The 18,413-nt window shown below is 67.3% G+C and carries 23 protein-coding genes; 13 read left to right on the top strand and 10 right to left on the bottom strand.

Features of this window, described 5'->3' with window-relative positions; translation table 11 throughout:
- Positions 1 to 4 precede the first annotated feature (4 nt).
- A complete protein-coding gene (locus ACW17V_RS17295; protein WP_492106288.1) occupies positions 5 to 766 on the top strand; it encodes a 3-oxoacyl-ACP reductase in 762 nt (253 codons plus the stop codon).
- Positions 767 to 793: 27 nt separating this feature from the next.
- Here the strand turns inward: ACW17V_RS17295 and ACW17V_RS17290 are convergent, their stop codons facing one another.
- Both ACW17V_RS17290 and ACW17V_RS17285 read right to left on the bottom strand, forming a co-directional pair.
- The gene (locus ACW17V_RS17290) at positions 794 to 1,150 is read right to left on the bottom strand and encodes a helix-turn-helix domain-containing protein (protein WP_492106287.1); all 357 of its coding nucleotides are present in this window, start codon (positions 1,148 to 1,150) and stop codon (positions 794 to 796) included.
- Entirely contained in the window at positions 1,122 to 1,412 is a 291-nt protein-coding gene (locus ACW17V_RS17285) for a BrnT family toxin (RefSeq protein WP_492106286.1), read from the bottom strand. The genes ACW17V_RS17290 and ACW17V_RS17285 overlap by 29 nt, the downstream gene beginning before the upstream one ends.
- A 144-nt stretch (positions 1,413 to 1,556) precedes the next feature.
- Here ACW17V_RS17285 and ACW17V_RS17280 point away from each other — a divergent pair, with 144 nt between their 5' ends.
- The 5 genes from ACW17V_RS17280 to ACW17V_RS17260 are packed head-to-tail and all read left to right on the top strand — an operon-like array spanning position 1,557 to position 5,697.
- Positions 1,557 to 2,018 carry an SRPBCC family protein gene (locus ACW17V_RS17280; RefSeq protein ID WP_492106285.1) on the top strand — a complete coding sequence of 154 codons (462 nt, stop codon included), beginning with the start codon at positions 1,557 to 1,559 and terminating at the stop codon, positions 2,016 to 2,018.
- Positions 2,019 to 2,023: 5 nt separating this feature from the next.
- The gene (locus ACW17V_RS17275) at positions 2,024 to 2,485 is read left to right on the top strand and encodes an iron-sulfur cluster assembly scaffold protein (RefSeq protein ID WP_492106284.1); all 462 of its coding nucleotides are present in this window, start codon (positions 2,024 to 2,026) and stop codon (positions 2,483 to 2,485) included.
- 52 nt (positions 2,486 to 2,537) lie between these two features.
- Positions 2,538 to 2,792, top strand: coding sequence for a membrane protein insertion efficiency factor YidD (gene yidD, locus ACW17V_RS17270; RefSeq protein ID WP_492106283.1), 255 nt, complete (start codon positions 2,538 to 2,540; stop codon positions 2,790 to 2,792).
- Complete coding sequence (gene thrS / locus ACW17V_RS17265; RefSeq protein ID WP_492106282.1) at positions 2,789 to 4,771, top strand: threonine--tRNA ligase; 1,983 nt, start codon at positions 2,789 to 2,791, stop codon at positions 4,769 to 4,771. Before yidD ends, thrS begins: the two co-directional genes overlap by 4 nt.
- On the top strand, positions 4,771 to 5,697 hold the full coding sequence (locus tag ACW17V_RS17260; RefSeq protein ID WP_492106281.1) for a glycosyltransferase family 2 protein: 927 nt from the start codon (positions 4,771 to 4,773) through the stop codon (positions 5,695 to 5,697). The genes thrS and ACW17V_RS17260 overlap by 1 nt, the downstream gene beginning before the upstream one ends.
- Positions 5,698 to 5,713: 16 nt before the next feature.
- Here the strand turns inward: ACW17V_RS17260 and ACW17V_RS17255 are convergent, their stop codons facing one another.
- The 3 genes from ACW17V_RS17255 to ACW17V_RS17245 are packed head-to-tail and all read right to left on the bottom strand — an operon-like array spanning position 5,714 to position 8,693.
- On the bottom strand, positions 5,714 to 6,085 hold the full coding sequence (locus ACW17V_RS17255) for a hypothetical protein (protein WP_492106280.1): 372 nt from the start codon (positions 6,083 to 6,085) through the stop codon (positions 5,714 to 5,716).
- Positions 6,082 to 6,981, bottom strand: a complete 900-nt coding sequence (locus ACW17V_RS17250) for a hydroxymethylglutaryl-CoA lyase (protein ID WP_492106279.1) — start codon at positions 6,979 to 6,981, stop codon at positions 6,082 to 6,084. Before ACW17V_RS17250 ends, ACW17V_RS17255 begins: the two co-directional genes overlap by 4 nt.
- The gene (locus ACW17V_RS17245) at positions 6,978 to 8,693 is read right to left on the bottom strand and encodes an ArnT family glycosyltransferase (RefSeq protein WP_492106278.1); all 1,716 of its coding nucleotides are present in this window, start codon (positions 8,691 to 8,693) and stop codon (positions 6,978 to 6,980) included. Before ACW17V_RS17245 ends, ACW17V_RS17250 begins: the two co-directional genes overlap by 4 nt.
- 56 nt (positions 8,694 to 8,749) lie before the next feature.
- Between ACW17V_RS17245 and ACW17V_RS17240 the strand changes: the two genes are divergently transcribed.
- The 4 genes from ACW17V_RS17240 to ACW17V_RS17225 all read left to right on the top strand — a co-directional run bounded on the left by ACW17V_RS17240 (position 8,750) and on the right by ACW17V_RS17225 (position 12,344).
- Positions 8,750 to 9,487, top strand: coding sequence for a glycosyltransferase family 2 protein (locus ACW17V_RS17240; protein ID WP_419318772.1), 738 nt, complete (start codon positions 8,750 to 8,752; stop codon positions 9,485 to 9,487).
- 176 nt (positions 9,488 to 9,663) lie between these two features.
- Positions 9,664 to 10,086 carry a hypothetical protein gene (locus tag ACW17V_RS17235; RefSeq protein WP_492106277.1) on the top strand — a complete coding sequence of 141 codons (423 nt, stop codon included), beginning with the start codon at positions 9,664 to 9,666 and terminating at the stop codon, positions 10,084 to 10,086.
- A gap of 361 nt (positions 10,087 to 10,447) precedes the next feature.
- On the top strand, positions 10,448 to 11,716 hold the full coding sequence (locus tag ACW17V_RS17230) for an acetyl-CoA C-acyltransferase (protein ID WP_492106276.1): 1,269 nt from the start codon (positions 10,448 to 10,450) through the stop codon (positions 11,714 to 11,716).
- A 316-nt stretch (positions 11,717 to 12,032) separates the two neighbouring features.
- Complete coding sequence (locus tag ACW17V_RS17225) at positions 12,033 to 12,344, top strand: DNA-binding protein (protein ID WP_492106275.1); 312 nt, start codon at positions 12,033 to 12,035, stop codon at positions 12,342 to 12,344.
- Here ACW17V_RS17225 and ACW17V_RS17220 read toward each other — a convergent pair.
- Complete coding sequence (locus tag ACW17V_RS17220) at positions 12,341 to 12,655, bottom strand: hypothetical protein (protein WP_492106274.1); 315 nt, start codon at positions 12,653 to 12,655, stop codon at positions 12,341 to 12,343. The genes ACW17V_RS17225 and ACW17V_RS17220 overlap by 4 nt on opposite strands.
- 74 nt (positions 12,656 to 12,729) lie before the next feature.
- Positions 12,730 to 13,407 carry a polyhydroxyalkanoate synthesis repressor PhaR gene (gene phaR / locus ACW17V_RS17215; RefSeq protein WP_492106273.1) on the bottom strand — a complete coding sequence of 226 codons (678 nt, stop codon included), beginning with the start codon at positions 13,405 to 13,407 and terminating at the stop codon, positions 12,730 to 12,732.
- A gap of 218 nt (positions 13,408 to 13,625) precedes the next feature.
- Between phaR and ACW17V_RS17210 the strand changes: the two genes are divergently transcribed.
- From ACW17V_RS17210 to ACW17V_RS17200, 3 genes are all read left to right on the top strand, one after another.
- Complete coding sequence (locus ACW17V_RS17210; RefSeq protein WP_492106272.1) at positions 13,626 to 14,801, top strand: acetyl-CoA C-acetyltransferase; 1,176 nt, start codon at positions 13,626 to 13,628, stop codon at positions 14,799 to 14,801.
- Between the two features lie 88 nt (positions 14,802 to 14,889).
- Positions 14,890 to 15,615 (top strand): beta-ketoacyl-ACP reductase, encoded by a 726-nt coding sequence (locus ACW17V_RS17205; RefSeq protein WP_492106271.1) that lies wholly within the window; start codon positions 14,890 to 14,892, stop codon positions 15,613 to 15,615.
- A 182-nt stretch (positions 15,616 to 15,797) separates the two neighbouring features.
- The gene (locus ACW17V_RS17200; RefSeq protein ID WP_492106270.1) at positions 15,798 to 16,580 is read left to right on the top strand and encodes a DUF4908 domain-containing protein; all 783 of its coding nucleotides are present in this window, start codon (positions 15,798 to 15,800) and stop codon (positions 16,578 to 16,580) included.
- A 12-nt stretch (positions 16,581 to 16,592) separates the two neighbouring features.
- Here the strand turns inward: ACW17V_RS17200 and ACW17V_RS17195 are convergent, their stop codons facing one another.
- The 3 genes from ACW17V_RS17195 to gloB all read right to left on the bottom strand — a co-directional run bounded on the left by ACW17V_RS17195 (position 16,593) and on the right by gloB (position 18,392).
- The gene (locus ACW17V_RS17195) at positions 16,593 to 17,033 is read right to left on the bottom strand and encodes a hypothetical protein (protein WP_492106269.1); all 441 of its coding nucleotides are present in this window, start codon (positions 17,031 to 17,033) and stop codon (positions 16,593 to 16,595) included.
- A gap of 142 nt (positions 17,034 to 17,175) precedes the next feature.
- Complete coding sequence (locus ACW17V_RS17190) at positions 17,176 to 17,649, bottom strand: cupin domain-containing protein (RefSeq protein ID WP_492106268.1); 474 nt, start codon at positions 17,647 to 17,649, stop codon at positions 17,176 to 17,178.
- On the bottom strand, positions 17,646 to 18,392 hold the full coding sequence (gene gloB, locus ACW17V_RS17185; protein WP_492106267.1) for a hydroxyacylglutathione hydrolase: 747 nt from the start codon (positions 18,390 to 18,392) through the stop codon (positions 17,646 to 17,648). Before gloB ends, ACW17V_RS17190 begins: the two co-directional genes overlap by 4 nt.
- Positions 18,393 to 18,413 lie beyond the last annotated feature (21 nt).

Raw genomic sequence — 18,413 nt, 5'->3', positions numbered from 1 at the left:
TCGCTTGAAGCTGGAAGAACAGATCGTCCTGGTCTCCGGCGGGGGCCGGGGACTGGGCGCGGCCATCGCGCGCGCTTTCGCCGGCCAGGGCGCGTCGGTGGTGATCAACTATCGCCGCAGCGAGGCCGCGGCCTTCGCCCTCGCGGCCGAGCTGGGCGACCATGCCGTGGCGATCCAGGCCGATGTCAGCGATCGTGAAGAGGCCCGCCGGATGGTCAACGAGGCGGCCGAGCACTTCGGCAGCCACGTGACCACGGTGGTCAACAACGCGCTGGGCGACTTCAGCTTCAACGGCGATGGCCGCGAAACCATCCAGTCGATCCCGTGGGAGGATTTCCAGGGTCAGCTGGACGTGTCGCTGCGCGGGTCGCTGAATCTGATCCAGGCCACGGCGCCGGCCATGGAAAACGCCGGCTTTGGCCGGGTGATCAATATCGGCACCAACCTCTTCCAGAACCCGGTTGTGCCCTATCACGACTACACCGCCGCCAAGGCCGCGCTGCTGTCGCTGACCCGGACGGCGGCGGCTGACCTTGGTCCGGGTGGGATCACCGTCAACATGCTGTCGGGCGGCCTGCTGCGCACCACCGACGCCAGCGCGGCGACGCCGGAAGCCATCTTCGACCTGATCGCCCAGAGCACGCCGCTGCGCCGGGTGACAACGCCGGCCGAGTTCGCCGACGCGGTATTGTTCTTCGCCTCGCCGTGGAGCCGCGCCGTCACCGGCCAGAACCTGGTGGTCGATGGCGGGCTGGTGCGGGACTAGCGGTCCGCGCGGACTGCCTGCTTCCTGTCAGTCGACGCTGGCGAGCGCCCGGCGCACGGCGTCGGGCTCCTTGTCTATGACGGCCAGATAGGCCAGCACGGCGCTGTCGGGCTGGGTGCGGCCCTGCTCCAGGTCGCGCAGGCGAGCCACATTGATGTGGAAGGTCTTGGCGAACAGCGTCTGGCTCAGGCCGGTCTGGGCCCGCACCTGACGCACGTGTCGCGCGGCGCTCAGGCGATCGAGCTCATCCTCCGTCAGGGGCGGGTTATCGACGTCGGAGGCCGCCGCGGCGCTCAACGCCGCATCGTCCATGGTGTCCAGGCGCGCCTTCTGATCGGCGCTCAGCGTCGGAGGGCTATTCGGGTCGAGGGTGAAGCGGACCATAGCGTCGTTCCTCAGTCAGGTTGCAGCGCCGCGCCGAAATCATCCGAATGCGCTCGCCCCGCGATGTGTAGACCACGGTAAACAGGCGCCCCTCGATCGCGCCCACGGCCTTGCGGCGCGGCTCGCCATCTCCTGGGCGGGACGCATCGAAATCGATCAGCCCGGCGTCAAGAAACACCCGGGTGGCATAGGCGAACGGGACGCCGTGCTTGACGAGATTGCTCCGCGCCTTGGCGTCGTCCCATTCAAACTCGATGCCCATAAAAGAAAATCATACGGAATTTCCGTACTTATGTCTACGGAAATCCCGGAGGGCGGCTTGCGACCGTCCAGATAGCGGCCAGTAAAATGATCTGGACCCTGGACGGGTTTAACGCGGCGCGCTTCCAATGCTAAAAGCCCGACCATGCAAAGAGCCGTCGAACACCGCATTGGCATCCAGGCCCCGGCCGAACTGATCTGGGAGCTGATCTCGGACTTCTCGACCTGGGAGCACTGGAACCCTGTCCATCCCCGGGCCGAGGGCCAGCTGAAGATCGGCACGCCGCTGAGCGTGCATCAGGCCCTGCCCGGCGAGCCGGTGCGGGTGATCCAGCCGGTCGTCCAGGACTGGGTGCCCTATGAGCAGCTGCACTGGCGCTCCAGCCGGATGGGCGGCTTCGTGACGGCGATCCGCTATATCGAGATCGAGAACATGGGCCCCCAGAACTCGACCTTCTCGAACGGCGAGCTGTTCATGGGCCTGCTGGTGCGCTGGGTCAGCAAGGAAGACCGTCGCAAGCTGCGCGCGGCCTATACCCAGATGGGCGAGGCCCTGCGCGATTATGCCGAGGCGCTCTGGTCGCAGCGTCAGCAAAGCCCCACCTAAGCCTGATGATCGACGAGCTCTACAGCGCCAAGATCCTGACCCTGGTCGCCAACATCCCGCGCGCCGGGCGGCTGGCCGCGCCCGATGCGTCATCCGAAAAGACCGCCAAGCTGTGCGGCAGCCGCATCACGGTCGATGTGACCATGGCGGACGGCAAGGTCAGCGACTTCGCCCAGGAGGTTTCGGCCTGCGCCCTGGGCCAGGCCAGCGCCGCGATCCTGGGCGCCAACATCATCGGTGCGGATCTTTCCGAGATCGAGTTGGCGCGGGATTCCCTACGCGCTATGCTCAAGGTCAACGGCCCATCTCCTGTGGGCCGGTTTTCGGAGCTTGCTGTGCTGGAGCCTGTAAAGGCCTACCCCGCCCGTCACGCCTCGACGCTTCTGGCGTTCGAGGCCGCGGTGGAGGCTGTCTCTCGGGCCACAGCCGCAGCGGAAACGCGAACTAGCAGCGCCGGCGCCGCTTGATTGCGGCTTTTCGCGGGTGCGATAACCACTCCCGAAACAATTGCGCGCTGGCATGACCTTTTACGACCGCACCGTCGACCTTGGCCTTAGAGCCTACAAGTTGACGCTCTCGCCCCTCATTGGGCGTCAGTGCCGTTTCCTGCCGAGTTGTTCGGAGTATGCGGCTCAGGCGCTTAAGGATCACGGACCCGCCAAGGGGTCCTGGCTGGCGTTGCGACGGATTTGCCGATGCAATCCGTTAGGAGGATCGGGGTTCGACCCGCCCCCGCCGCGCGACCAGCCACGCAAGTGGACATGTGAAGAATGATCGATCTGGTTTTCCCCGACGGTTCGTCCCGTCAATACCCCGCTGGCTCCAGCGGGCGCGACGTGGCGGCCGCCATTTCCAAGTCGCTGGAAAAGAAGGCGCTGCTGATCAAGCTGGACGGCGTGCTGCTGGACCTTGATCGCCCCCTGACGCCCGACCTGCTGACCGGCGATCGGAAGTTTGAGATCATCACCCGCGACGCCCCCGAAGTGCTGGAGGTCATCCGTCACGACACCGCTCACGTGCTGGCCCAGGCCGTGCAGGAGCTGTTCCCCGGCACCCAGGTGACGATCGGTCCCAATGTCGAGGACGGTTTCTACTACGACTTCGCCCGCGACGAGCCGTTCAGCCTGGACGATCTGCCCAAGATCGAAGAGCGCATGCGCCAGATCGTCGATCGCGACGAGAAGATCCGCCGCGAGGAGGTCGACCGCGACGCCGCCATCGCCGATTTCGAGGCCATGGGCGAAAGCTACAAGGCCCAGATCATCCGCGACCTGCCGGCCAGCGACACGATCACGGTCTATCATCAGGGCGATAACTGGAAGGACCTGTGCCGCGGGCCTCACCTTCCCTCGACCAAGGCGGTGGGCAAGGCCTTCAAGCTGACCAAGCTGGCCGGCGCCTACTGGCGCGGCGACCAGAACAACGCCCAGCTGCAGCGCATCTATGGCACCTCGTGGGCCAGCGACGCTGATCTTGCCGCCTATCTGCTGCGGGTCGAGGAGGCCGAGAAGCGCGATCACCGCAAGCTGGGCCGCACCATGAACCTCTTCCACCTGCAGGAAGAGGGCAAGGGCATGATCTTCTGGCACCCCAAGGGCTGGACGCTCTACCGGGCGCTTGAGGACTATATGCGCCGCCGCCTGGACGCCGCCGGCTATCAGGAGGTGAAAACCCCCCAGATCCTGGACCGCAGCCTGTGGGAACGCTCGGGCCACGCCGAGAAGTTCGGCCATGCCATGTTCATGTGCGAAAGCGCCGAGGGCGAGGTCCTGGCCGTCAAGCCGATGAACTGCCCCGGCCACATCCAGATCTTCAATATCGGCCAGAAGAGCTATCGCGAGCTGCCGCTGCGCATGGCCGAGTTCGGGGCCTGCCACCGCTACGAGCCCTCGGGCGCCATGCACGGCATCATGCGGGTGCGGGCCTTCACCCAGGATGATGCCCACATCTTCTGCCGCGAAGAGCAGGTCACCGAGGAAAGCGCCAAGTTCATCGAGCTGTTGCGCAGCGTCTATAACGACCTCGGGATGCAGCTGCATGACGTGAAGTTCTCGACGCGTCCCGAGCTGCGCGCGGGCTCGGACGAGGTCTGGGACAAGGCCGAGCACGCTCTGGCCACCGCCGCGGAGGCCGCCGGCGAGCGTCTGGTTGACCAACCCGGCGAAGGCGCTTTCTATGGCCCCAAGCTGGAATTCTCGCTGAAGGATGCGATCGGTCGCGTCTGGCAGTGCGGAACCTTGCAGCTGGACTTTGTTTTGCCGGAACGACTGGACGCGGAGTACGTTTCGGAAGACGGTTCAAAAAAACGCCCTGTGATGTTGCACAGGGCGATCTTGGGGTCGTTCGAACGCTTTATCGGTATTCTGCTGGAAAACTTCGCCGGACATCTGCCGCTTTGGCTGGCGCCGACGCAGGTTGTTGTGGCGACGATCACGTCCGACGCTGACGATTACGCCCGTCAGGTCGTCGAGAGATTGACGAATATGGGGATGCGCGCGGAGGTCGATCTGCGTAATGAAAAGATTAACTACAAGATTCGCGAGCATAGCCTCGCAAAGGTTCCGGTGATCGCGGTGGTGGGGCGCAAGGAAGCAGAGACGGGGCAGGTGGCCCTGCGTCGTCTGGGCGGTGAGGGGCAGAACATTCTGTCGCTCGACGAAGCCGTGCGCGTCCTGACCGCCGAAGCCACCCCGCCCGACCTGGCCCGCGCGCGCGGCATTTCCAAGCCTGTGCAGGAGGCGGCGCTCGCCTGATGAACAGCATCCTCCCATCCTTCACGACCCTTGCCGCCGGCGCGCGTCCGGCCAGACCGAACATTTCGGTGGTGATGGTCGTGTACCGGACGGGCGGGGCGCTGCTCGAGAGCATCAAGCATGTGCTGGACGAGCCGCTGGTCGACGAATTCGTCATCGTCGACAACGGCTCGTCTCCGCGCGACGCCGAGATGCTGCGGGCCCTGGGCCTGACCGAACCGCGTGTCGTGCTCCAGCAGGGCCACGGCAATGTCGGCTTCGCGCGCGGCGCCAATCTGGGCGCCACGACGGCCAAGGGCGAATACATCATCTTCATCAACCCCGACGCCAACATGCAGCCCGGCTGCATCGCGGCGCTGGTGACGGCCTTCCGCGGCCAGCCCACCCCGACCGTGGTCGGCGCGCGGGTGATGAACACCGACGGCACCGAGCAGCGCGGCGGCCGTCGCGGCGAGGTGACGCCGATCACGACCCTGCTCAGCTTTGGTCATCTGACCCGTCGCTATGCCGGATTGTCGGGCTACGAGATTCACCGGGAAACCGAACCCCTGCCGCGCTCGCCGGTTCCCATGCCGACCATCTCGGGCGCGTGCTTCGCGCTGCGCCGGGCCGATTTTGAGGCGCTGGACGGCTTCGACGAGGGCTATTTCCTGCACGTCGAGGACATCGACCTGTGCTGGCGCGCCCGCCAGGCCGGCGGCCAGGTGATCTTCCAGCCCAAGGCCCAGGTTGTGCACCTGGGGCACACCAGCCTGGAACACCCGGTCAAGGTCGAGTTTCACAAGGGCGTGGGCCTGAGCCGCTACTTCATCAAGCGCGCCGACACCCTGCAGCGCTACGCCCTGGCCGTGTTCCTGGCCCCGGCCATCATGCTGATGTCGGTCTGCCGCCCGCTGCTGTGGAAGCTGACGGGGCGGCCGATCTAGGCCATCCCGGCGCCCGTCACATGGGCGCGACGGTCTCGTACCTCAGACCATCCGGACCCTCGATCGAGGTCGGCGCCTGTAGCGCCCGGCCCGGCAGCATGGCGCGATAGCGTTCGTAGATCGCCCTGGCGTCGCGGGCGTTCCTGGCCTGCAGGCAAAGGTCATATTCCCCCTCGCGGCCCCACGGCTTGCGCTCGACGCGGGCGATATCGCGGTCAGCCTTCACGGCGGCCCCGAGGCTGTCGGCCAGAGCGCGATCAATGCCCATGCCATAGCTGCCGAACTTGACGGTGACGTCGCAGCGGGCGGCGGCTTCGACCGGCGGGGTGGCGGCGCAGGCGCCCAGCAGGGCCAGGGCGGCGCCGGCGGCCAGAACGGAACGGGTCATGCGGGGAAACCTCCAGCGCGCGCCAGGGAGGAGGCCGGCGCCTTGCCCAGGCGCTCGCTGATCGCGCGCCCGACCTCGATCAACGCGCCAAGATCGTAGCCGGTCTCGAAACCTGCCCGTTCCAGCATGTAGACCAGATCCTCGGTGCCGATGTTGCCCGTGGCGTTGGGCGCGAACGGACAGCCGCCCAGGCCGCCGACCGAGGCGTCCAGCACGTCGACCCCGGCCTCGACGCTGGCGAAGGCGTTGGCCAGGCCGGTGTTGCGGGTGTCGTGGAAGTGCATGCGCAGGCGGGCGTCGGGCGCGGCGGCGCGCACGGCCTCGATCCGTTTGCGGACGGTCCAGGGATCAGCGACGCCGATGGTGTCGGCGATGGCGATTTCAGGCACGCGCAGGGCGGCGATCTCGCGGACGATGGTCACGACCTGATCCTCGCTGACCTCGCCGTCGAACGGACAGCCGAAGGCCACAGAGAGGGTCGCGGTGATCGGCGGACCGCCCTCGACGGCCTGACGCTCGACAATGCCGGCCAGCGCATCGATCTGCTGGCTGGTGGTCGAGCCCTGGTTGCGGGTCCCGAAACCGTCGGTGGCGCAGACCACGACATTGGCTTCGTCGCACTGGGCCGCCACACAGCGCTCCCAGCCGCGCATGTTCAGCACCAGGCCGATGCGCGCGTGTTTCAGGTCGGCCGGCAGCGCCGCCATGATCTCCTCGGCCCCGGCCATCTGCGGCACGCGATTGGGATTGACGAACGACACCACCTCCATCCGTCGGGCGCCGGCGGCCTCCAGCTGGCGGATCAGGGCGAGCTTCTCGTCGACCGACAGCGACAGCTTCTCGTTCTGCAGGCCGTCGCGCGGCCCGACCTCGACGATCTCGATGAAGCGGCTCATGGGCGGTCCTCGGGAGCGGGGGGCGTATCGGTCTCGATGTCGGTCTGGACCTCGGTCTGGGGCTCGCCGCGATAGATCGTCAGACGCTCGTCGTCGCCGTCGGAATAGTTCTGGCCCTCGATGACGACGACCGGTCGGGGCGTCAGGCCGGCGGCGGACAGGGCCTTGCGGAACACGGAGTCCTCGCGCGCCTCGACCACGGCCGGGCGGCCCTGAACGATGGCCTGGGCGGCGCGGTCGCCGTCGGTCAGCTCGGTTGCGGTGCCCAGCAGGAAGACCAGGCTGGGCTCGGAATAGCCGGTCACGGCCACGGGGCCGGGCGCCCCGGCGCGCGGCGACAGCTTGGCGCGGTCCAGGGCGTCGGCGATGTCCTTGGACAGGAACAGCGGCTCCAGATGCGGTATCAGCCCGCCGACCAGACAGGCGTGGGCCAGAACGCCCAGACCGCCCGAGATCACCAGGGCGCGGGCCGACTGTCGGCGCAGCAGCAGCAGAGCGCCCAGCACGCCGGCCGCCAGCAGCAGAAGCACGGTCAGCACGGTCCAGACGATGTCGGCGCCCTGGCCGAACGCCTTCATGCCGTACACCGCCACGGCGGCCAGCAGCAGCGAGATGAAAAGGGTCAGCCCGGCGCCGATCCGCCGGACCAGATCGCCCAACGGCGCCCGCACGGCGGCGGCCAGCAGCATGGCCATGCCGCCCATGGCCGGCAGGGTGTAGTGGGCCAGCTTGGTCGGCAGGACCTCGAACATCAGCCAGGTCGGAACCAGCCAGCAGACGGCGAAGCGCACGCCGGGCTCGCCCCGGCCCGTCCAGGCCAGCACCAGAGCCGCGGGCAGCAGCAGGGTCGCCGGATAGACCAGCAGCGGGGCCAGCAGGGTGTGATAGCCGAACGGCCCTGAATGGCCCTCCTGACCGCCGACCATCTTGGGCGCCAGGTCGCCGGCGATCGCCACGCCCCAGAAGGCGCCGTCGGTGGCCACGGTGATCATCATCGCCCAGGGCAGCACCACGGCGGCGAACAGCACCATGCCCCAGCCCCAGCCCAGGGTCTTCAGCCACGGCGCCTTGCGGTCCCAGGCCCACAGGGCCAGGGCGGCGAAGATCACGGTCAGCAGGCCCACCGGACCCTTGATCAGGGCGGCGACGGCCAGGCCGCCCCAGAAGGCCAGCTTGGTCCAGTGGTTGGGTGTTCGGCCGGCCAGGTGGTCGGCGTACATCTTCGCCAAGGCCGCCATGGCCAGGGTCGTGAAACCGCACAGGGCCGCGTCGGTCTTGGCGATGAAGGCTTCGCTGGACAGCAGGAAGGTCGAGCCCAGTATGGCCCCGGCCAGCAGGCCCGTGCGCGGATCAAACAGCGCCGCCGCGCCCCAGGCGCAGGCCGCCGCCGCCAGCATCGCGCCCAGCAGGGACGGGATGCGATAGGCCCAGATCCCGCGATCCTCGGCCGCCGAGACCAGCGACACCGTCGCGGCCTGCAGCCAGTGGATGCCGACCGGCTTCTTGAAGCGCGGCTGGTCCTGGAACTTGATCACCACCAGATCGTCGGTTTCCAGCATCTGGGCGGTGGCCTGGGCGAAACGCGACTCGTCGCGGTCCAGCGGCGGCATGGCCAGCAGGCCGGGCAGGCCGGCCAGAAACGCCAGCAGGGCGGCAAGCAGAGGGCCGCGCCAACCGCGGCTCCACGCATCGAGGCGAGATTCAAGCGTCATGGGGCATGGAATAGCACGATCCTTTCGTGTGGCGACTTTTCAGGTATTAGAGGGCGATGACTGCTCAAGCCGCCGCAATCCCTGACTATTCGATTGTCGTTCCCGTCTTCGACGAGGGCGGCGCGGCGCCGGCCCTGGCGCGCGAGATCGCGGCCGCCTTCGCGGGCGAAAATCACGAGATCATCTTCATCGACGACGCCAGCCGCGACGACACCCGCGCCCTGCTGGTGGCCCTGAAGACCGAGATTCCGCAGCTGCGGGTGCTGAGCCACCGCAAGAACTCCGGCCAGAGCCGAGCTGTGCGCAGCGGCATCCTGGCGGCGCGCGGGCCGATCATCGTCACCCTGGACGGCGACGGCCAGAACGATCCGGCCGACGCCCCGCGCCTCGCCCGGGCCCTGGCGGCCGGTCCCGCCACCCTGGCCCTGGTCGGCGGCGAGCGGGTCAAGCGTCAGGACAGCAGCGCCAAGCGCTTCGCGTCCAAGTTCGGCAACGGCGTGCGCAAGCGCCTGCTGAAGGATACCGCCAACGACACCGGCTGCGGGCTGAAGGCCTTCCGCCGCGAGGCCTTCCTGCGACTTCCGTATTTCGACCACATCCACCGCTACATCCCGGCCCTGATGCTGCGCGAGGGCTATGAGGTGGCGTTCCAGCCGGTGAACCATCGCCATCGCGAGAGCGGGGTGTCGAAATACACCAATTTCGGGCGGCTCAAGGCCTCGGTCAGCGACCTGCTGGGCGTCATGTGGCTGCAGACGCGGGCCCGCAATCCCCAAGGGGTGGACGAAGCCTAGAGCGTGATAGCCGAAAGTGGACGCCGGTTTCGGCGGCCATCACGCGTCACTTTGGAAGCTCAAGCCGCAGGCTTGAGCCCCTTCAGGGTTGAACCGCCTTCTCCCCTCCGGAAAATGCGGTTAACCGTAACCGGCGCGACCCCGTGGGCCGCGTGTCCTAGGGGGAGAGGCTGTCCATGTTCGCCGCGGTGCCGCTGCTGGCCTTGCCAGTGCTGATCTACAACCTGATCGCGCTCACCCTCTCGGGGGCGTTCATGTCGGCTGAAGCGCACGCGCGCATGACCGAGACCCTGTTCACCATCCACATGACCTCGCGGGTCGACTGGGCCGTCAGCCTCAGCGACCTGTTGCTGGCCGCGTCCCTGGTGGTGCTGTTTGTCGAGCTGCTGAAATCCACGACCAGCCGCAAGATCGCGATCATCAATCACTCGCTGTCGCTGGTGCTGTTCATCCTGTGCCTGATCGAGTTCCTGCTGGCCCCGGCCTTCGCGACCTCGACCTTCTTCCTGATCACGGTGATGGTCCTGCTGGACGTCTTGGCCGGCTTCATCGTCACCATCGTCGCCGCGCGCCGCGACGTGGATTTCGGCGACAACTGAGGCCGATTGCTGAGCCGATTATTGGGGCGTCGGTTTCCGACGCTCCGCGATCCGCCGCTTTTCCGCCGCCCGCATCCCGCGCCAATGGGCCACGTAGGGCTCTGCGAAGGTCCAGGCGAGCGTGGCGATCAGGAGCGCGACAAACAGGCCCGATAGCGTCAGAAGCACGGCATTCTCTCCAGTGTACGCGGGAGGAATAGCGCCCAGCCCTTAAAGGTTGCTCGACGGGCGTGGTGAAGGAGCCGTTAGGGCGGTGATCGTCCCGCCGTGAGATGCAAGGCGCGTCACGTCCAACATCGACAAGACAGCCGCGATCGGACTTGATCTGCTGATCCTTCCGAACACTCCAGGATCCCGCCCCATGGCTGACAAGACCGACATCTGGCTCGCCGCCGGGCTGCGCACGCCCTTCGCCAAGGTCGATGGGCCGCTGGCCGCCTATGACGCCTTTGGTCTGTCGGTTCCGGTGGTCAAGGCCATGCTGGAGAGGGCCCGCCCCGATTTCGCCGTCTGGGGCACGGTGATCCCCAGCCTCACCTTCAGCAACCTGGCGCGGGAGGTGCTGCTGGACGCCGGCGGCGATCCGACCATTCCGGCCTTCTCGACGGTCATGGCCTGCTCGACCAGCATGATCGGCGTGATCGAGGCGGCCGGCATGATCGACAGGCGCGGCCGCGACCTGGCCCTGGTCGGCGGGGTCGAGAGCATGAGCCGGGTGCAGGTCGGGATGAGCCTGGCCTTCTCCGACTGGCTGAAGGGCCTGCAGCAGGCCAAGACGCCCGGGGCGAAGCTGGCGCACCTGACGAAGCTGAAGCCCGGCGACCTCAAGCTTTGGATCCCCAAGGTGGCCAACCGCACCACCGGCCTGTCGATGGGCGAGCACACCGAGATCACGGCGAAAGACTGGAAGCTGGCCCGCGCCGATCAGGACCAGATCGCCTTCGAGAGCCATCGCGGCGCGGTGGCGGCCTGGGAGAGCGGCTTCTTCGATGATCTGGTGATCCCGATCGGCGGGGTGAAGCGCGACACCATCCCCCGCAAGGACTCGACGCTGGAGAAGCTGGCCATGCTGGGGCCGGCCTTCGACAAGACCAGCGGCCTGGGCACGCTGACGGCCGGCAATTCCTCGCCCCTGACCGACGGAGCCGCGGCGATCTGGGTGGCGTCGGAAAAGGGTCTGGCGCGTCTGCCCGCGGAAACACCGCGCGTGAAGGTCGTCGACTTCGAGGTCACTTCGATCGACCTGCATCACGAGGGCCTGCTGATGGCGCCGGCCTATGGCGTGCCGCGCCTGCTGGCCCGCAACGGCCTGACCTATGGCGATATCGGGCTGTGGGAAATCCACGAGGCCTTCGCCGCCCAGGTGCTGTCGCATATCGCCGCCTGGACGACGCCGGCGTTCGTCAGGGACAAGGCGGGCGTTGAAGCGGAGCTGGGCGCTTTCCCGCGTGAGCGGATGAACCCCACGGGCGGCAGCCTGGCCATCGGTCATCCGTTCGGCGCCACGGGTGCGCGGATTCTCAGTCAGGCCGTGAAGGAACTGTCGACCCGGCCCCAGGGCGAGAAGGCCATCGTCAGCATCTGCGCCGATGGCGGGCAGGGGACGATGATGCTGCTGGAGAACGGGTAGGGCGTCCTGCCGGCTGAGCCACACCCCAATCCGCTCTCCCCGGCGAAGGCCGGGGTCCAGATCGAACCCGGTGAGGTTGGGGCCTTGTTACAGGCATAAGGCGCGTCATCCTCAAAGGCCCAGGATGAATCTGGGCCCCGGCCTTCGCCGGGGAGAGCGGATTTTAGTTTAGGTCAGGGCCGTGAAGATCAGGGTGACCACGGCGATGTCGAGAAAGCGGATGGCGGCGGTCAGCATGGGAGCACTCGTCGGCGATGAATTCACCAACGGTTAAGCAAGACCGGCGCCAAGCCGGCCGCGTCACGGTGAGACGCTGATGGCGCTGTTCTTCGATCGCGACTGGTACGAGGCGCGGCTGGCGGAGCGGGGCCTCAGCCGCGCCGTCCTGGCGGCCGTCGCCCATATGGACGAGGCGTCGCTGGCGCTGGCGTTCAAGGATCAGCGCGAGCTGTCCTGGAGCGAACTGACGGCTTTTGCTGAGCTTTTGGGGGTCACGACGGCCGAAGCCGCGCTACGGGCGGGGGTGCGTCCGCCGCCGGATCCGGCCGATGCGCGAGACCGGCGCATCGCCATGCTGGAGGCCCGGGTCGCCGCCCTGGAGGCGCGACTGGACAGAGGCGAGCCCTAGATCTGGGTCTTTTTCAGCAGACCCGCCTGGGGACGGCGATCGGCCTCGCCGGAATATTCCGTCCCGAGATAGGTCGATCGCGCCGAGTCGAGCACTTCCTGCCCACCGCGCAGGCCGCGCTTCTGGCCGCTCTGACCCATCAGATGCGCCGCGAAGGTCGCGAAACCGCTCTTGCGCGGCGGCGGCGCCGGCTGCTCCTCGCGCACGAACACGACGTCCTCGGGCTCGGCCTCATGGGCAGAGTCCTGACGCAGGGTCAGGGCGCGACGCGAGGGGCTGGAACGCCGGATGGGATCGACAGGGCCGTTCATGGTGAAGAGCCTAGGGCCCCGACCGTTAAGAACGGCTGTTCCGGCGTGGTTTCCGGAGACTTAAGAGGGGCGGCCTAGGGCTTGGTGGCCAGTTTCTCGATCTGTTGCTGCATGGCTTCCAGCTGGCGCTTCAGGTCGGCCAGGGAATCCTCGCTGGGCTGCGGCGCGGGGGCGGCCGGGGCCGGTTCGGCCGGCGTCGCGGCTGCTGCGGCGGCCGCGTCTTCGGGCCGGGCATAGGCGAAGGGCGAGAACATCTTCATGGCCCGGTCGAACAGCGCCATGTTCTGGCGGATCTGCTCTTCATAGACGCCGACGCCCATCGGCAGCTTGGCGGCGGTCAGGCCCGGGGTGACGCCCGCGAACTGGGTGCGCATGCGCTCCTGCTGCTTGGTGAAGCTTTCCAGCGACATTTCCAGATAGCTGGGCAGGAAGGCCTGCATGGAATTGCCGTAGAAGCCGATCAGCTGACGCAGGAACTGGATCGGCAGCAGGTTCTGGCCGCCGCCCCGGTTTTCTTCCTCGAAGATGATCTGGGTCAGCACCGAACGGGTGATGTCGTCATTGGACTTGGCGTCATAGACCACGAAGTCGACGCCCTCTTTCACCATGTCCGACAGGTGTTCGAGGGTGACGTAGGAGCTGGACGCTGTGTTGTAGAGGCGACGGTTGGCGTATTTCTTGATGATCACGCGTTGACCGGCGGCTTTTTCAGCGCCGGCGGTCGTTTCGCCTTTTTCAGGGTTCTCGGACATTTCGTTCCCTAGGACAGCGGTGTCGCCCGCTTTTCGCATCGCACTATCGCGAATGCAAAGGCATGGCGCCAGTGGTCAGAACACTTGGAAGGCGCAACAAGCCGTGAAAATGTGCCCGTGACGAACGCGGTTGGGTATGCATTGTGCTGCTGCACTGCAAAAAGCACGGGCGCCGCAACTGCGAAGGCGTCACGTCAGATCGTTACGGGAGCTTCGCCATGAGCGACATCGTCATCGTTTCCGCCGCCCGCACGCCGGTCGGTTCCTTCAACGGGGCGCTGTCCAGCCTGCCCGCGTCCGAACTGGGCAAGATCGCCATCCAGGCCGCCGTCGAGCGGGCCGGCATCTCGCCCGCCGACGTCGACGAAGTGATCCTGGGCCAGGTGCTGCAGGCCGGCGCCGGCCAGGGCCCGGCCCGCCAGGCCGCGATCAATGCCGGCATCCCGGTGGGCAGCCCCGCCTGGAGCCTCAACCAGCTGTGCGGCTCGGGCCTGCGGGCCGTGGCCCTGGCGGCCCAGCAGATTTCGTCGGGCGACGCCAAGATCGTCGTGGCCGGCGGTCAGGAAAGCATGAGCCAGGCGCCGCACGCCCAGCACTTGCGCAACGGCCAGAAGATGGGCGACCTGTCGTTCGTCGACACCATGATCAAGGACGGCCTGTGGGACGCCTTCCACGGCTATCACATGGGCCAGACCGCCGAGAACATCGCGTCACGCTGGCAGATCACGCGCGGCGACCAGGACAATTTCGCCGTCGCCAGCCAGAACAAGGCCGAAGCCGCCCAGAAGGCCGGAAAGTTCGACGCCGAGATCGTTCCGGTCACCATCAAGGGCCGCAAGGGCGACACCATCGTCGATAAGGACGAGTTCATCCGTCACGGCGTGACGCTGGACGCGATCTCGGGCCTGCGCCCGGCTTTCAACAAGGAAGGCTCCGTCACCGCCGCCAATGCTTCGGGCCTCAATGACGGCGCCGCCGCCTTGGTGCTGATGAGCGCCGACGAAGCCGCCAAGCGCGGCCTCAAGCCGCTGGCCCGCATCGCCTCGTGGGCCAATGCCGGCGTCGAGCCCGAGATCATGGGCACGGGTCCGATCCCGGCCAGCCAGAAGGCCCTGGAAAAGGCCGGCTGGACCGTCGCCGACCTCGACCTGATCGAGTCCAACGAAGCCTTCGCCGCCCAGTCGCTGTGCGTGGTCCAGGAACTGGGTCTCGACACCGCCAAGGTCAACGTCAATGGCGGCGCCATCGCCATCGGCCACCCGATCGGCGCTTCGGGCGCGCGCATCCTGACCACCCTGCTGCACGAGATGAAGCGCTCGGGCGCCAAGAAGGGCCTGGCGACGCTGTGCATCGGCGGCGGCATGGGCGTGGCCATGTGCGTCGAGGCCGTCTGAGCGGCGATTTAATGCGGATCAATGCGTCGCGCGGCTGACCCGGCGCATTGATCCTCTGAACCATAAAAACAATATCGGGAGAGACAAGATGACGAGAGTTGCATTCGTGACCGGCGGCACCCGGGGCATCGGCCGCGCGATCTGCGAGCGCCTGGTGGCCGACGGCATGAAGGTCGCGGCCGGCTATTCGGGCAATGAAGAAGCCGCCGCCGCCTGCGCCAAGGACCTGGGCGTGATGGTCGTGAAGGGCAATGTCGGCTCGTTCGACGACTGCGCCGCCGCCGTGAAAAAGGTCGAGGCCGAGCTGGGCCCGATCGACGTGCTGATCAACAACGCCGGCATCACCCGCGACGGCATGCTGCACAAGATGACCTACGAGCAGTGGTCGGAAGTGATCCGGGTCAACATGGACTCGGCCTTCAACATGACCCGCCCGGTCATCGAAGGCATGCGCGAGCGCAACTGGGGCCGGATCATCAATATCAGCTCGATCAACGGCCAGAAGGGCCAGATGGGCCAGACCAACTATTCGGCCGCCAAGGCCGGGCTGATCGGCTTCACCAAGGCCCTGGCCCTCGAGAACGCCAAGAAGGGCGTCACGGTCAATGTGATCTGCCCCGGCTATATCGACACCGAGATGGTCGCCGCCGTGCCGGAAAACGTCCTGGCCGGTATCATCGCCGGCATTCCGGTGGGCCGCCTGGGCAAGGGCGAGGAGATCGCCGACATGGTCTCGTTCCTGGCCGGCGAGCGCGCGGGCTTTGTCACCGGCGCCACTCTGACCCTGAACGGCGGGCAGTACATGGCGGCCTAAAGGCCGTCTCTGCTGGCATGTTTGCAACGGCCCGGCGCGCAGGCGACCGGGCCGTTGTCGCGACAGTTGACGACCCGGGGCGTTTCGTCGTGAAACCTTCAAGGTGGGGCGACGGCGGATCGTCGGCGGGGCGCGAGGCGTCTCGTCCAAGATTCGCCCTAGTCGGCGGGCATTACAGGTTCATGAAGAGTTCGATTGTCGAGACGGGCGGCTGGAGGGCGAAGGATGTCCTCGTGATCGTCGCCATGCTCGCCATCGCCGCGCCGGCCGCCGCCCAGCAGTCCAACCAGTCGCTGAAGGACGCCCTGCTGGGCCACCGGGGCTTTTCGACCTCGCGCCGGCCCGCGACGCCGCCGGTCGCCCGCTATGTTTCCGAGAGCGGCAGCGCCTTCGTGCTGGATCGCGCCTCGCCGCTGCCGCTGCTGAAGTTCGAGAACAGCGCCGAGGTCTGGGTGCTGTCGCCCCAGCCCGCCTCGCGCGGCGACGTGATCTATCGCAACGAGATGGGCGAGGCGATGCTGCGGGCCACCAAGCTCGGCGGCATGATCCTGTTCACCGACGAGAGCCCCAACGGCGCGGCCGCGGCCCTGATCGGCAAGGCGCCGTCGATCCAGCCGCCGGCGGCCATCTCGCCCATCGCCCTCTATCAGCGCATGGGTCAGGCCAGCATCCGCGCCAGCCGCGCGGCCCAGCGGCAGATGCCGTTCGAGACCCTGCAGGATGCGCGGCCCGAGACCTCCGTGCTGATCGCCGAGTCCGCGACCATCACCGCCGAGGCCTTCGAGCGCATGGCCCGCAAGGGTGACCGCTCGATCCTGGCGAAGATCACCCGGGTGGTGCTTGCCGAGGGCGACCAGCCCGGCGCCGCGCTCAGGAACGGGGCGCTGATCGTGACCTATGCGCCGGCTCAGGGCGTGGGCGGCCGCCCCTCGTCCAAGCGGATCGTCAAGGTGGTCAACCGGTAGACCGCCGTGGGGTCAGTTGGCCTCGACCCCCAGGGCCTTCAGCTCCTTCAGGAACCGGGTCAGGCTGGCGTGCGAGCGCCGCAGGCTGGTGACCATTTCAGGCCGCGCAAGGGCCTCGCCCGGCACGATGAAGCCTTCGCGCCCGACCTTCTTGGCGACGCCGCGCTTCAGCATTTCGACGACGCGGCGACGGACGGTTTCGTATGGCAGGCCCAGGGAGTCCGCGACCTGGCGGATGGTGATCGGGCGGCGCTCCTCGTCAGGCGGAATGTCGTCGATCTCGGCATAGACCTTGCCCCGCAGATGCGAGACGTTCCCTGCCCACAGGGTCGTGTAGACCAGCGAATAGACGATATCGACGCCATGGGCCTCATTGGCGATTTCGACCCAGCGCAAAATGTAATCCGTGGCGCATCGCACCGCCGCGCGCGCGTCATGGTACTCGTCCGACATGCTCTAACCCCTCCCCAATTTGGGGAACCCTGTTACAGCGAACCGAGTTCGGTCGGGGCGAAAAGGTTTGCCCGGGGGGTGCGGTAAATCGTCTCGCCCCCCTCGATCCGAACCCAAAACGGGGCCCGGGCTGGGGCTGGGGCTAGGTCGGCCGAATCGTCGGACGCCAGTCGGGCGCGGCCAGCTCGAAGCCCTCGAACCGGAAGCCGGGCGCCACGGTGCAGCCCACCAGGGTCCAGGCCCCCAGGCTTACGGCGGTCTGCCACCACAGGGTCGGGACGATCACCTGGGGGCGACAGCCCGCGCGCAGATCCGGGCCCAGCACATAGGCCGTGGCGCCATCGCCATCCGGCGGCGACAGGGTCAGCGAGAGCGGCGCCCCGGCGTGATAGTGCCAGACCTCGACCGCATCGACCCGATGCCAGGCCGACATCTGCTGGGCCTCGAGCAGATAGTAGATCGCCGTCGAGGCCGGCCGGGCGCCATCCACGGACACATCCTCGAAGGTCCGCCGATACCAGCCGCCTTCGGGGTGAGGCTGAAGGTCCAGCAGGCGGATGATCTCCTTGCCGCCCAGATCGCCGGAGATGCCCAGGGGCTTGCTGTCGAGGCTCATCCCTTGAAGCCGTCCTTGGCGGCGCGGATTTCGGCGAAGGCCTGGGCCGGTTCCAGGTCCGGACGCAGCAGGGGCGCGCGGAGGAAGGGGTTGGTCGCCTTTTCCACGCCGATCGAGGTCGGCACGGTCGGCTCGCCCCGTTCCCGGGCGGCGAAGATCTGATCGGCGCGGGCTTTCAGGATGGGATCGTCATCGACCGACAGGGCGAAGCGGGCGTTCGAGGCGGTGTATTCATGGGCGCAGTACACGGTCGTGGCGTCGGGCAGGGCGGTCAGCTTCGACAGCGAGCCCCACATCTGTTCGGCCGTGCCCTCGAACAGGCGACCGCAGCCCAGGGCGAACAGGGTGTCGCCCACGAAGGCGATGGCGTCGGCGGCGTCGTGATAGGCGATATGGCCCAGGGTGTGGCCGCCGGTGTCGAGCACCGTGAACCGGGTTTCCCCCAGCTCAACCACGTCGCCGTCGACCACCTCGCGGTCCAGCGGCGCGATGCGGGTCACCTCGGCCGGGCCGATGATCGTGGCGCCGGTCGCGGCCTTGATCGCCGCGTTGCCGCCGGCATGGTCGGGGTGCCAATGGGTGTTGAGAATCAGGTCCAGCCTCCAGCCCAGGGTCTTCAGCTCGGCCAGGATCGCGTCGGCGTCGGGCGTGTCGATGGTCGCGGTCTTTCCGGTCGCGTCGTCGCGCACGAGAAAGCCATAGTTGTCGGACAGGCAGGCGAACTGGTGGACGGTCAGCGACATGGAAAGCCTTGTTCTGTGTCA

Source organism: Caulobacter sp. FV2ye17ST, from assembly GCF_058680955.1.
Note: the sequence above shows the minus strand (reverse complement) of the source record. Positions and strands in the feature narration are given on the sequence as shown.